The organism is Nevskia soli (assembly GCF_903970205.1).
Lineage (GTDB): Bacteria > Acidobacteriota > Terriglobia > Bryobacterales > Bryobacteraceae > Bog-113.
Genome location: NZ_CAJCHS010000118.1, coordinates 1 through 14104 on the forward strand (window position 1 = coordinate 1; position 14104 = coordinate 14104).

Genomic DNA, 14104 nt, shown 5'->3' on the forward strand with positions numbered 1-14104 from the left:
CACTTCGCCATAAGGATGGATGGCGACGAGCGATGGATACCGCTTCTTCACCGCGCTCTTGAACTCGACGCCAAAGCCCGGCAGCGTTTTCGCCCATCCCGCATCGCCTTGTGCGCCGCAACCCCAGAACTGCGCGCCGAAACCGCGCAGGTAATCGCGTTTCGGCCCGCGATGGTTATAACGCGGCAGATAGATGTGCTCGCCGCCGATCCCGTCGTCATCATGGGTGCGCGTTCCGTAGAGATCAGTCACGAAGCCGGTCATATGAAAGCGAATCTGCTCGCACAGATAGCGCCCGATCACATCCGAACCGTTGCCGATCCCGTTGGGATAAGAGTGCGACTTCGAGTTGAGCAGGATGCGCGTGGAATCGATACACGAGGCCGCAACCACAACCACGCGCGCGCGAACCGCGTGGCGTTCGCGCGACTGCCGGTCAAAGTATTCCACTCCGGAGGCTTTGCCGTCGTCTCCAACCAGCACTTGCGAAACAACCGCGTTATCGACCACCTGCAACCTGCCGGTCTTGAACGCCGGCTCGATCAGGTAGTCCGATGCATTGAAGAACGCGGAGACATCGCAGCCGCGTCCGCACGCCCCGCAGTAGTGGCAGGCATTATGACCGCGCGAGGTGTTCGTGTTCACCGCGCGGCGCCCGCGAACGATGGTGATTCCGGCACGCGCCCCGGCCTCTTGCAGATACTTCTCGCCGCAGCGCAGATTCGGCGGCGGCAAATGATACTTGCTGCCGGGGAGCGAATCGGAATCGTCATCGCCGCCGCAGACGCCGATCAGCTGATCGACGCGATCGTAGTAAGGGCCGATGTCCTTATAACGAATCGGCCAGGGGATTTCCCAGCCGTCGCGCTCGGCGGAAGCGAAATCGAGGTCGGAGTAGCGCAGTGCCACGCGTCCCCACACCATGGTCTTGCCGCCGCGCCCCCACACGCGCAGCAGTTCGAACGGGCGGTCGGACGGTGTCTCATAGGGCTGCTCTTTCGTGTCGACGAAGAACTGGGGCGCCTTCTCGCCATTGCGCACGCGCTCACGCATGTCCCAGGGCGTCACATGCGTCCAGAACTTGGACCGTTGGAAGCGCGTGCCGGCGTCGAGCACCAGTACGTTGATTCCTTTGCGCGTCAGGTTCCAGGCGGCCATACCGCCGGCCGCGCCGCTTCCAATGACGACGACGTCGTGAACTTCCGGGGAGGATTGTATCTGCATTGAATGCCGCGCGGCTACAATTATGTCATTGCCTGAAGTTGCCGAACTCCTCGCGGCGCTGCGCCGTTACTGGGGTTACGATTCGTTTCGCCCGCTGCAGGAGCGCATCGTTCAAAGCGTCACCGCCGGCCACGACGTAGCCGTGGTAATGCCAACCGGCGGAGGCAAATCGCTCTGCTACCAACTGCCCGCGCTTGTTTCCGGCAGGACGGCGCTGGTCGTTTCGCCCCTGATCTCGCTCATGCAGGATCAGGCCGCGCAGCTCGCGCAGATGGGTATTCCGGCCGCCGTCATCAATAGCGCGATGGACCCATCCACCCGCTCGACCGTCATGCGCGACGCGATCCGCGGCGAATACCGGCTCCTCTATCTTTCGCCCGAACGCCTCGCTCGCGCAGACACGTTCGGGTGGCTTTCCAAAATCCCGCTCGCCTTCTTTGCGATCGACGAAGCCCACTGCATCTCGGAATGGGGACACGAGTTCCGCCCCGAGTATCGCCAGCTGCGCCGCCTGCGCGAGCAGTTTCCGGATGTGCCGATCGCCGCCTTTACCGCGAGCGCGACGCAGCGGGTGCGGCACGACATCCTCGATCAACTCAGCCTCCGCAATCCCCACAAATACATCGCCAGCTTTCATCGCCCGAACCTGAGCTACATCGTTCGCGAGTGCGATGCGAAGACGCAGAACCGGCTGCTGCTGAGCGCCTTACGCGCGCACGAGGACGAAACCGTCATCGTCTATGCGCCCACCATAGCCCGCGTGGAGGAGACTGTCGATTTCCTGGGCGACCATCGCATCCGCGCCATTCCTTATCACGGTCAGATGGACAACGCCGTGCGCCAGCGCAATCAGGAGCGTTGGACCTCGGACGAAACGCGCGTGCTGGTCGGGACTTTGGCGTTCGGCCTGGGAATCAATAAACCGTCCGTGCGCGCGGTGATTCATCTCTCGCTGCCGAAATCGATTGAGCAGTATTACCAGGAAGCGGGGCGCGCCGGCCGCGATGGAGAACCCGCCCAATGCCTGCTGCTCTGGCAGAAGAAAGATGCCGGATTACTCGCGTACTTCTGCGAACAGGTGAGCGATAAACAGGAAAAGCAGCGCGCGTGGGATCGCTTCAACACCATCAAGGGCTTCGCCGAGAACGGGCGCTGCCGGCACCGTCAGATCTGCCTTCACTTCGGAGAGCAGCCCAAGTGGACCAATTGCGGGAAATGCGATGTCTGCGCGCCGCTGCCGGAATGGGCGATACCGCGCACGTCAGCCGTTGCGGCATTTGTGGACGCCGTCAAGCCGCGTCAAAAGCGTGCTGAGCCGGCCGAAGCCGATTCCGAACTGCTCGAATTCCTGCGCGACTGGCGGCGCGAAACGGCGCGAGCCAGGAACGTACCGGCGTTCGTCATCCTCCACGATGCGACGCTGAACGACATCTGCGCTCGCCGTCCGGCAACGCTGGACCAACTGGCGAAGGTGTCCGGCATCGGAGCGCGCAAGGCCGAGATGTACGGGACCGAGATTCTGGCCGCGCTCGACCGCTTTCGGTCCGGTGCTCGCGCCGCCGCAGTGCCGGCGCCTCCCCCCAACTCCGGCCCGGCGGAGGAGACGATCCAGCTGCTGGAGAAAGGGCATACGTTCGAACAGATCGCGGCCATTCGCGGACGGCAGCTGGCGTCGGTGGTCGGATTAGTCGCGGGCTTGATCGAACAGGGGAAGTACGAGTTCCGGCCGGATTGGATTCGACCGGGAATGCTCGAACAGATCGAGGCGGCCATCGGCGAGAGCGGACTGCAATGGCTGAAGCCGCTCAAGGAACGCGTTCCCGACGCGACCTACGATGAGATCCGGCTGGTCGTCGCGAAACGCCGCAGCCAGGCGCAACCGCACGGGCCGGTGAGCGTGAGCTGATGCGGCGCGGCCTACCTGCCTTTCTGTTGGTCTGTTGCGCCGCGCCCGCCATCACTTTCGATGCGCACGTGATTGCCGCCGATCTGAAAGACGGTTATCAGGTGATTGCCGCGGACGTGAACGGCGACGGCAAACTCGACCTCATCGCGGTCGATAGCGGCGGCACCGATCTGTTCTGGTACGAGAATCCGTCGTGGACACGGCATCTGATCGCGTCCGGAATGGCGCATCCGATCAATGTCGCGGCGAAGGACATCGACGGCGACGGGATCCCGGAGATCGCCATCGCTTACGAGTTCTCAAGCACGCCGAAGGACAGCAAGGGCATCGTCGCGATCCTCCATAACAATGGTGACGTTCGGCAGCCCTGGACCCCGCGGGAGATCGACCGGCTACCCACCTCGCACCGCCTGCGATGGGCGAAAATCGGCGGCAAGGACGTCCTGGTCAATGCGCCGTTAGCAGCCGCGACCGACGCTCCGCCGAACTATGGAGGGCCGGTCCCTCTGGTTCTCTACCGGCCCGGCGAGTGGAAGCGCGAACTCATCATGGACGCAAATAGCGGCGTCCAGCACGGCATCTTCGTTTCTCCGCATCCCAGCGGAGATCACATCCTGACCGCGAGCTTCTCCGGGATCGACCACTATCAGCTCACGGCGGGTAAGTGGGTGCGCCGCGAGGTCAACCGCGGCGACCCGCGGCCCTGCCCCAAGTGCGGAGCCGGCGATGTCGCGGTGGGCGCGCGCGAATCCATCGCCTCCATCGAGCCCTGGCATGGCAATCAGGTCGTCGTCTACGACGAGGCGGACCACTGGCGCTCGCGGCACGTCATCGACGACACGCTCGACAACGGCCACACCATCCTGTTCGCCGACTTCCTGCGCAATGGCCGCGACGCGATCGTTGCGGGTTTCCGCGGCGCCGGCGGCGGCGTGCGCTTGTACCAGCAGGTGAAGGGCACGTGGACAAAGAGCGTGATTGAGAGCGGCACGCCCGCGGCATCCTGCGCGGTGGCTCCCCTGACGCGCGGCCGGCCAATCGATCTGATTTGCGTGGGCGGTTCAAAGCTGGTGGTTTACTCTCCCCATTAGGCGCATCAGTGTGTTTTACTAACACCTATATGAGATTTCGGTTGGTTGTTGTTTCGCTTGCTTTCGTTTTCCTGGCCTTATGCGTCGCGTTCGGGCAGCAGACGCCGAACTTCAGCGGAGTGTGGAAGGCCGATCCGGCGCAGAGTAAGTTCGCGGGTCCGCCGCCGGCAAGTTACCTGTTGATTATCGATCAGGATGCAGACAAGCTGACCGAAACGATCGGCACACCGGGCATGCACGGCGACGAGCGCACGATCTATACATACAACCTGAACGGCAGGCCGTCGAACAACTCTTTCCATGGCATCCCGATCCGGATGGAGAAGCCGGTGATGGAGGCCAACACACTACGGCTCGAATCGAAGGTCGGCACGACGCCTCCCAGCGCGTTCAACCAGATTCTGACACTCTCGCCCGATGGAAACACGCTGACCATGGAGCTGGTGAACAGTGGCGGGGAGCATCCCTCCGATCAAAAGATCGTGCTCACCAAGCAGCCCGATTCCGTGGGCGCGGCGTTACGCGCTCCCGAAGAAACCGCCGGAGCTCGCTTCAAGAACGTCCAATTGCTGAAAGATCTGCCGGCATCGCAGTTCATGGACACGATGCGCTACTTCGCGTTTTCGGTGGGCGACCGCTGCGACTTCTGCCATGTGCAGAACAACTTCGCCGCGGACGATAAGCCCACCAAGAAAATGGCGCGGACGATGATCACCATGGTCCACACTGTCAACACGACGTACTTTGACGGCCACAACGAAGTTCGCTGCTACACCTGCCATCGCGGGCAGCATGAACCGCAATCGCGGCCGTCTTTTCAATAGCTGCTTCGCCTCGAACAGAGAACAGTGGGGTGGCAACCGCTCCGTCACCGTCGCGGTTCAGTAAGTTAGTCGATCTACCGAGCCGCGCGCGTCAGCGAGCGGTGTTTGTCGAATACCACGGATTTCTAGTTGCGCGTCACGATCCATACTCCGAAATTCGGATAAGTGGCGGGAGCGACCGGCGCGGCCGCTTTTGCCGGAATCGCCGCCGTCCAGCCCGTCATGGGAATGGTAATCACCTGGCCGGCGGCAACGAGGGCCATCGTTTCAGCAGGGTTTTCCGCGTTCAGCAGCGTGACCGTGCTATTGAGCGGCCAATTAAGGGCGGTCAGATCAACCTGGACCGTGTCCACGAGCGTCCAATTGTTGACACTAAGGTTTGCCGACTCTGGATTGTAGCTGTTCGGCGAGAGCGTTATCACGGTCGCCGCCGGTGCACCGGGTAATTCGGTACTGTTCGGGTCATACAGCAACTGCTGCCACGCTGGAAAACTATACGACGCCGCCACGGGGAATGTCTCGGCATCCCAGGCGTCAAACAATGTCGCCGTTGAATTCCCCGCTGGATTACAGTACGTGTTCTTGGTGAAAGTGTAGTCGGTATTTACGCCCGTGGATTCGTATAAGTACCGCTCATGCGTGTATAATTCGGCCGGGTTAATGTTGCAAAAGCTGTTCGCGTGGATCGTTCCCGGCTTCCAATACTTGAAAAGGGTGGGGAGGAAGCTCGCGATGTTATTGTTGGCAAACGTGAGATTGGCGTTGACCTGATTCGACAGAGTGCCGATTACGACCTGCCCCTGCATCGAGTTATAAATCGTATTGCTTTCAACAGTTAAACCTTGTATCGGTCCATAGCCTCCCAAATAGACAAACCCGTTAACAACGACATTTCTTGAGAATGTCGCCGCCATGGCCAGATCTGTATTTTGCGTTATGGCATCCATCGCGTACGCCCCGTAGGTAGGCATCATCAGATTATTGCTGATACTTTGCGGAAATCCGGCCGTGAACGAAAGAATGTCCTTTCCATAGCCAGGTATACCGGCCGCACTTATCCACCCGTTGTTCCCGATAATATTGCCCGATAGCATCGTAGGTCCGGCATTGGTCTCTAAGACGATGCCTTCGCCGCAATCGTGGATGCGATTATTGACGAGGTTATTGTTAGGACCGTTCACAAACACCGCCGCATTGTTTTCCTCGTCAAACGGGTTGAATCCGCCGTATTCGGAAACCCGGCTTATCCAGCCCGAGTATAGGAATTCGCCGTTCTCAACCGTGACATAGGAACCGTTTATGGTTAATGTGTTCGTCTGCAGGGTGACAGATGTGCCCGCGGATTCTGCCGGACAGGTGTTTTGGCCGCTTGGACAAGAGAGGTTCTGCCCACGGAGCGCCGTCACTGAGTTAGCATTCACGGCGATTACCTGGAATGTCTCTGTGCCAACTTTTACGTACGAGCTAGGGGTATACCGCTGAGCCACATATGCGCTGCTGACCGTAAACGTAACGGTCGCGTTTGCGCTGCCTGCAGGAATACTGCTCGTTATCGTATTGCCGCCAAAGCCGTCGATGGTAAAGCTATGTCCGCACGGAACAACCTTCGTGACTGCCGAAGCGCTTCCCTGAAGCGTAGAAGTGAAGCGCCCTTGATACGGAGTCGCGCCTTCAAGACAGACGGTCGATCCGGGAGGCACTACGCCAGGCGGCTGGTTAAGCCCGGTCTGTAGATCCCAAGGACTCTTCTCGGTCCCGTTTCCTGCTGGAGAACCAGCCGGCGAAACGTAAAACACAGTCGCGTGCAATTGCGGAGTCGACAACGGAACTCCCCACCCTAGTACGACGAGCATCGTGAGAGGTTTCAAAGAAACGAATCTCCAAAATGCGTTTCTCAGGCCCAACGTGTGCATGATAATGACTTCCGTATTCTCAAAATTCTGAAGCAAGGTCTTAAAACCGGTACCTTTCGCGGGGAACCCGCACGGTACTCTATTGTAGAGCGGAACATTGTAGAGCCGAACACCAGATACCGTAGAGCCGAACACCAGATATCGAAAGCTCGCCATCCGCACCAACGCCGGCCGAGTTATCGAAGACTCTAAAGTAACTGGTTAATTTCCTGGAAGCTTGCCGGGAGGCTGTTGATTCTGCGCGCGGCAAGACGGTAGTACAATCGTCTGATGCGCTTTGATTTACAAGTTTTCGTACTTACGACGCTGGCGATAGCAACGCGCTGCCTGCCCGCCGCCGATCTTGATGTATTGACGTTCCATAACAATATCATTCGATCGGGTGTCCAGTCTTATGAGACAGTACTAACCAAAAGTAATGTCAACAGCGCCCAGTTCGGTAAGATCCTCAGCTTTGCCGTGAACGGGGATGTTTATGCGCAGCCGCTTTACATCTCGCAATACACAATGGCGGACAACAAGGCGCACAATGTCCTCGTGGTCGCAACCGCGCGCGACCGGATTTATGCCTTTGACGCGGACGGAAACAATCCCTCCGCCGGGTATCTCTGGGAGAGAATATTGCTGGGTCCAGGTGAGACCTCGGTTCCCGCGGCGGATGTCGATACAAGCGACATTACTCCTACTATCGGAGTTATCGGCACTCCCGCCATCGATCGGTCGACCGGAACCATCTACGTTGTGGCGAAGTCGGTAACCACGAGTGGATCGCCCACTTACATTCAGCGACTGCATGCTTTGAACCTAGCTGACGGCGCCGAGAAACTGAACGGCCCGACAACGATCCAGGCCTCTGTTCCGGGTACCGGGGATGGCGGCGCTACCGTGGCTTTCAGCCCGCTGCGAAACAACCAGCGTGCGGCGATCCTGTTGGCGCCCACTCCAGGTGGAGTTACCTCCGGTTCGGTGTTCATCGCGTGGGCCTCCCATGGCGACAATGGCCAGTATCACGGCTGGGTCATCAGCTACGACGCGGCGAACGTCTCCCATCAAACCGGAGCCTGGGCCGACACGCCGAACGGCTCGCAGGGTGGCATCTGGATGAGCGGTGGCGGACTTTCCAGCGACGGAACCGGAAACATCTTCGGAGCCGCGGGAAATGGTTCCTTCGACGCGAATGACGGCGGAAACGATTACGGCGATTCGATGTTCAAACTGGTCTTGGGGCAGAGTGGGTTGGCTTTGTCTGACTGGTTTACGCCGGCTGATCAAGCGGAACTCGACGGCAGCGACTTGGATTTCGGCGTGGGCGGCGCTCCTCTGATTTTGCCCCCACAGCCCGGCCCGGTCCCGCACCTGATGGTAACCGCGGATAAGCAGGGCGAAATCTATCTATTGAACCGGGACGACCTGGGCGGATACACCGGAACGGCAAATACCTCGATTCAGAGTTTCAACGACGGCGGCGGGTTCTCGATCCACAGTAATCTGGTCTTCTTTAATAAAGCGCTCTATTTGGCGCCGGATGGCGGCCCCGCTTCGATGTGGACGTTCCACCCCGCGTTGGGCTTTTTCAACCCGGTGGCGTCGTCGCGATCGGCCCATACCTTCGGCTGCAATGGCTGTGACGGCGGCGGATCGAACTTCACGATTTCGGCCAACGGACAACAGAACGGAATTGTGTGGGCGCTTGATTACAGCAGTTACGGCAACAGCCCGGTCGTTCTCTACGCATTCGATGCAAGCAACTTGAGCACGGAACTCTATGACGCGACGCAGGCTCCCAATCAACGCGACCAAGCGACCGTTGCGGTAAAGTTCACCTCGCCTACGGTTGCCAACGGCAAGGTGTTCGTCGGATCAAGAAATGCCGTCACTGTATACGGCCTCTTGAGTCCGGCTCCTCTTCAATAAGAGTACGGCTGGGAAAAGCGCCGAAGTCAGCCGGACAGTCCGACTGACTAGACGATCCTTAGGGCTTGCTTAGTTATTGCGCCGCGGGCTGCCGCACGTGCAGCATGTCGGCTACGGCGTTGATAACATCGGCCTTCGTCCACGCAGTCTGCGGGTCCATACCCTTAGCCGTGAAGTAGATCTGCATGAAGGCCGCTGCGCTCCCGGAGGGCGGCAGATTACCCGCGTCGCCCGAAATTCCCAGCAGCGGGCCTTCCGATTCCAGCAATCCGGTGCCGGGACGGCCGCGCACCACACCGCCTCCGTTCCAGTCGATAAAGGGATCGTTGTTGAGAATGCCTGTAAGGTCCGCAACCGAAAGCGTGGGGACCGACTGGTTGTAAGCCGCGTTATAGGCGTTGATGAAGACATCGGTGAAGAACGCATAGCCGATATCCGAGGGATGAATCCCGTCCAGGCTGAACGCGCCCCCGTTGTAAGTGGTTGTGATGGTGTAACCCTCGAGGGTGATCGGGTTGTCGATGATGCCTTGTTGGAAGGCATGGATATCCGCGACCGGGAATCCCGCCGCGGCGGCAATCGAGGAGATCGCCGCGTTATAGAGGTTGACCTGATTCTTGATATGAGTGATTTGGGCGGGCGACAGAACGTATTTGGGATTGCTCAGTTCCGCTTGGCCGAAGACCCCGAGTTTGAGAAGAAACACCGTCGACATGGTTGTGTAATAGCCGTCCGGCAGCGAGTACTGGCTGCCTGCATAACGCTGCACTACGGCATTATCGGCAACGTAGGCGACCTCGGTCAGGTCCGGAATGTTTCCAAGCACCACCTGCGCACCGGTGGCCTTGAGCCCATCCACCAGCTGCTGATACTCGGCTTTGAATTGCGGAAATGGCGTGTAGGTCGGATTGTTGAGACTGTCGGAATCGAGGATGTAGCCGATCAAGTCGTTCGCCCCGATCCAGCAGAAGATCGTTTTCGGTTTGAGCTGCTGCGCGATCTGCAGCTGGCTCAGGCCGTAGTAGGGCGGCAGCACGAGATCGATCTCTTGCGTGCCTCCGGATGTGGCGACAGACGTCAGAACATCCTGTGTCGCCGCCCCTGAAACGGCTAGATTGGCGGGCGGGGTGGTCGGACTGATGCGCGTTCGATCGGTCGTGGATCCCGCTTCGCCTACCGGGCCGCTTTCGATCAGAGGCAGCGAGAACCCGGCGCCCAGCTGATGGGCGGCCAGGAATAAGTAGTCATGCGGTTGGGAAACGGTGCTGGCGTTATCGGATTGAACTCCTTCGCCGAGGCTGTCGCCCATGCCGATAAAAGGAGGCTGCTGCGCAAAGCCGGATCCGGCTGTGAGCGATGCAACGGAAAGTAGAAAAGCGGTGAAAACGTAACGGCGCACTGGATTCTCCTTGAGGTTCCACTTGGAACCTGCCGAAGACGATGAGCCGGTTTACCGGCGCGAATCGCTCTGAGGAAGCGCGAACACATAGAACTCATTGCTCGCCGTCCCGATCGGATCCGTCTTCGGAAAATTATGATACCCCGAACCCCAGTAGACAACACCGTCCACCACGGCCGGCGCGGCATTGACGGAGCCCGCCGCCTGGAAACTCCATAGCGTATTTCCCGAACTGGCGTCAAGAGCATACATCGCGCCCGACATCGAGGCGCAGAACATGACGCCGTTTGCAAGCGTAACGGGACCGAGCGCCATCGCCGGCTCGCCGGGGTGCAGCGGATCGATGGTCGCGTTCTTCACCTGCCAGAGGATGGCGCCGTTGGATGGATTCAGCGCAGCCCAGGAGCCGCCGTTCCATAAGCCACCCGAAGCAAGCGTATATGACCGGTGAGCGGAGTTCGAAATCGCCACATAGATCCGCTGGTTGTCCGTGGCGGTTCCCCATTCGATTCCGCCCAAAATACCGGCTGGGCCGACCCGCGTCTCCCAGACCAGAGCGCCAGTCGACGGGTTCAACGCCCAGTAAATACCGCCCTTCTGTCCGGCGCCGACCAGGGATTGATTGACTCCGTTGATGGTTGCGGAAAAGAGGTTCGCACCGGCGCCGAAATCGAGGTCCGGACCGAACGGATCGGGGCACGGCGGCTGGGTCCCGTGACCGCAAGCCCCGGTGTACGCATCGTCCGGGGAGCATTTCCGGCCCCAGTTGATCTGCCCGGTCGTCAGGTTCAGGGCGACGATCGAATCTTCGAAATTATTCGGATCCTGGCAGGCGATCAACGCGTTGACGTTGCCAAGGACCTGCTGCTCGCATTGTTGAACCGACAGCGGAACCTGATAGTTATTGCCCGTGGTGACGTAGATCTGGTTCAGCGCCGTGTCGATCACCGGAGTGCTCGACCAGATCGCGCCGCCGGTATAACCCTCCGGGACCATGTACGTTTGCCACAGGATCTTGCCCGTTGCCAGTGAAACGGCCGCTACGCTGCCGCGAAACGTGCAATTCGGGTCCTTCTCGCCCGCCGACGATACGCCAATATAAACGATCCCGTTGTAGACGATCGGCGAACCCGTCGTCACGCTGCGAATGTAGGGGTCGAGACTCGTGATCCAAAGATACGCTCCGGTGCCGGAATCGAGAGCGGCGAGATAAGCCCCGGTGGGGTTTCCAGACGAAAAGGTTTCGCTCAATCCAATCACGACGGTGTTGCCCGAGAGAGTCGGCGTCGTCCGGGAGATCGTTCCGGAGGGGAATTTCGGCGGCGGCGTTGCTTGCCAGATCACCTGGCCCGACGGGCTTAGCTTGTAGATGTTGCCGGACCAGTCCGGAAAATACACGTTGCCGCTGGAATCGACCGAGGGCGTTGCTGAAACATCATTTTGGGTGGGAAAGGACCATAGGAGCGCCAAGCCATTCACATTCGCGGTGTTCAGCGTATTCTCAGCCGATGCCCACCTGCTGTTTGTGATCGAATTTCCGGCGAAACTCCAGGCGGTTTGGGCTTGTGCCGCCGGGCCAACGAAGAGCAGAAGCATGAGAAAGTGACAACATTTGCATTGCAAATGCGTTACAAATAGATTTTGCATGTGTGAGGTTTTAATTTTCACTGAAACCGCACGGTTTTTCAAGGACTTTCAGGAGTTTGGCATTTAAAAATACTATTGGCAGGATTCGCATCAGTACCAGCGGTCCTATTTTTAGTCCTTTTCGCGTCATACTTTTTGCTAACATTCGGAGCGTGTACTACATTCTACGGCGTTTACCGTAGATACCTCAGCCCTCCAGGAGCTCTGAATGAAAGCAACGTTGTTCATGCTGGTTTGCGGTTTCACCGCGACTGGCAGCCTTTTCGCAGGTACGGCTACCGTGACCTTTACCGGGCCAAACGGTCAGCAGGACAGTTACGGCAACTACATTAGCCCGTATTACGGGACCGTAAATGGAAGCAATGCAACCCTATATTGCGATGATTTCGCGAACTACGTGACCGACGGCGAAACGTGGACCGCGAACGTCACCAATCTCGCGGACAGCGCTGAGGTTCTGACCCAGACGCGTTACGGCGGCCTGGATCAGACGCTTCAAACCCAAGGCGGGGGAACCCAGTCGTATGACGGCCAGCAGCTTTACGAGATGGCCGCCTACCTGTCCACGCAGTTTGACAGCAACGCAACCGACGACGGCAACATTCAGGACACGATTTGGGATCTGTTCAACCCCAACGCCGGCAATTCGAGCGAGCCGGGACCCATTCCGTCCACCGAAGCCTACCTCTATGCCGCTGAGCAGAACTATGGCTCGATCAACGCGGCTAACTTCGAAATTCTTACCCAGGTCAATAACCCCGGCCTCACGGGCGGAATCCAGGAATTCATCGTGGCGACTCCGGAGCCGTCATCAATGTTGATGTTGGGCTGCGGACTGATGTTCGTCTCTGCGATCGTCTACCGCCGGCGCAAAGCCAACCCGAATATCTAGTCGACTCGCCGCTTCTAGACCATGGCCGCATGCGAGACTAGGCCCAGCGCCCGGACACAACCCACGGGCCCGCATGCGGTTAACTCTGGACATTACTCCCACCCTGCTGCGCAGCGCCGGCGTACGCAACCATCTCTACTACTGGACGCGCGCGCTCGAAGCCGATCTGCACGGCAACCGGCTGGAATTCTATCCGTTTCTGAAGGAGCTTCCCGACCTGAATCATGACCGGGGGATCGAGTCCGGGATTCCGAACTGGCGTTTGTTTCTGGTGTTCGCGATGAATAACGGGCTGGCGAGCGGGCTGGTACCGCGCGCCGAGGTGTTCCATGGTTCACCGCAGCTGCGACGCCGGCCGCGTACTCGACGGCTGACTGCGCATATTCACGACCTCACCTGCTGGTTGATGCCCGAGTTCCATACCGAGGCGAATGTGCAGGCCGCCCACGAGGCGGCCGAGCATGTTTGGAGGCAGGCGGATGGGCTGATTGCCGTGTCGCAGAGTGCGCGGGATGATGCGGTTCGGCTTTTGGGTTTGAATCCCGACCGGATGGAAGTGATCCCGCACGGGGTTCCCGAGGAATATTTCACGGTTCGCGACTCCGTGCGACCGGGGAAGCCGTATGTGCTGACGGTGGGGACGATTGAGCCGCGCAAGAATATCGATCTGCTGCTGGATGCGTGGGCAGCATTGCCTGGGGACGTGCGGGATGCGTTTGATTTGGTGATCGCCGGGCCCGCGGGCTGGAAGTCGGAGGGGACGCTGGCGCGGCTGCGGGCAGACCCTCCCTTTCGGTCGGGCTCGGAGTCGGGTTTTGGCGGTGGTTCGGGTGTTGACGATCGCCTCGAACTGAGCCCGACCGGGAGGGAGGGTCGGCGCGGCGCCGTGCGGTATCTGGGCTATGTTCCCGAAAGCGATTTGCCCGCACTCACCGCCGGGGCAACGGTTCATGTTTATCCTTCGCTCTACGAGGGCTTCGGGTTCCCGCTCGCGCAGGCAATGGCCGCGGGAGTAGCCTCGGTGACTTCGAATGTGTCCAGCCTGCCGGAGGTGAGTGCGGGAAGCGCGCTGCTAGTCGATCCGCGCTCGCAGACGGAGCTGCGGGATGCACTGCTGCGGCTGCTGACCGCGCCCGCGTTGCGCCAGGAACTGGGTGAGCGAGGTCGCGCTTACGCGGCCGCGCATTACCGGTGGCCCCTGATCGCGCGGTGGTCGTGGGAGTTCTTCGAGCGCGTGGCGGCGTCCTGAAAGACTTCGACGAGACAGCGCGCGATCTCATGTGCGCTCGACCTT

10 protein-coding genes are annotated in these 14104 nt (G+C 59.6%); 6 read left to right on the plus strand and 4 right to left on the minus strand.

Annotated elements, in window-relative coordinates; all coding sequences use genetic code 11:
• A partial coding sequence (locus H1Y01_RS05295; RefSeq protein ID WP_180539233.1) for a GMC family oxidoreductase N-terminal domain-containing protein occupies nucleotides 1–1224 on the minus strand: 1224 nt, incomplete at its 3' end.
• 28 nt (nucleotides 1225–1252) lie between these two features.
• On the opposite strand from H1Y01_RS05295, the gene H1Y01_RS05300 reads away from it, so the two are divergent.
• From H1Y01_RS05300 to H1Y01_RS05310, 3 genes are read left to right on the plus strand one after another with little or no spacing between them, the layout of a single operon-like run.
• Nucleotides 1253–3130, plus strand: coding sequence for a RecQ family ATP-dependent DNA helicase (locus tag H1Y01_RS05300; protein ID WP_219341296.1), 1878 nt, complete (start codon nucleotides 1253–1255; stop codon nucleotides 3128–3130).
• Entirely contained in the window at nucleotides 3130–4221 is a 1092-nt protein-coding gene (locus H1Y01_RS05305; RefSeq protein WP_180539237.1) for an FG-GAP repeat domain-containing protein, read from the plus strand. Before H1Y01_RS05300 ends, H1Y01_RS05305 begins: the two co-directional genes overlap by 1 nt.
• Before the next feature lie 29 nt (nucleotides 4222–4250).
• Nucleotides 4251–5045 carry a c-type cytochrome gene (locus H1Y01_RS05310; RefSeq protein WP_180539238.1) on the plus strand — a complete coding sequence of 265 codons (795 nt, stop codon included), beginning with the start codon at nucleotides 4251–4253 and terminating at the stop codon, nucleotides 5043–5045.
• Between the two features lie 125 nt (nucleotides 5046–5170).
• Here H1Y01_RS05310 and H1Y01_RS05315 read toward each other — a convergent pair whose 3' ends face one another.
• Complete coding sequence (locus H1Y01_RS05315) at nucleotides 5171–6898, minus strand: hypothetical protein (RefSeq protein WP_180539240.1); 1728 nt, start codon at nucleotides 6896–6898, stop codon at nucleotides 5171–5173.
• A gap of 330 nt (nucleotides 6899–7228) precedes the next feature.
• Here H1Y01_RS05315 and H1Y01_RS05320 point away from each other — a divergent pair, with 330 nt between their 5' ends.
• A complete protein-coding gene (locus H1Y01_RS05320; protein ID WP_180539242.1) occupies nucleotides 7229–8872 on the plus strand; it encodes a pyrrolo-quinoline quinone in 1644 nt (547 codons plus the stop codon).
• A 73-nt stretch (nucleotides 8873–8945) separates the two neighbouring features.
• Here the strand turns inward: H1Y01_RS05320 and H1Y01_RS05325 are convergent, their stop codons facing one another.
• On the minus strand, nucleotides 8946–10271 hold the full coding sequence (locus tag H1Y01_RS05325) for an SGNH/GDSL hydrolase family protein (protein ID WP_180539244.1): 1326 nt from the start codon (nucleotides 10269–10271) through the stop codon (nucleotides 8946–8948).
• A gap of 51 nt (nucleotides 10272–10322) precedes the next feature.
• Nucleotides 10323–11867, minus strand: coding sequence for an outer membrane protein assembly factor BamB family protein (locus tag H1Y01_RS05330; protein ID WP_180539245.1), 1545 nt, complete (start codon nucleotides 11865–11867; stop codon nucleotides 10323–10325).
• Nucleotides 11868–12126: 259 nt separating this feature from the next.
• Here H1Y01_RS05330 and H1Y01_RS05335 point away from each other — a divergent pair, with 259 nt between their 5' ends.
• Both H1Y01_RS05335 and H1Y01_RS05340 read left to right on the plus strand, forming a co-directional pair.
• Nucleotides 12127–12810, plus strand: coding sequence for a PEP-CTERM sorting domain-containing protein (locus H1Y01_RS05335; RefSeq protein ID WP_180539247.1), 684 nt, complete (start codon nucleotides 12127–12129; stop codon nucleotides 12808–12810).
• Nucleotides 12811–12883: 73 nt separating this feature from the next.
• Nucleotides 12884–14059, plus strand: coding sequence for a glycosyltransferase family 4 protein (locus H1Y01_RS05340; RefSeq protein WP_180539249.1), 1176 nt, complete (start codon nucleotides 12884–12886; stop codon nucleotides 14057–14059).
• Nucleotides 14060–14104: the final 45 nt, after the last annotated feature.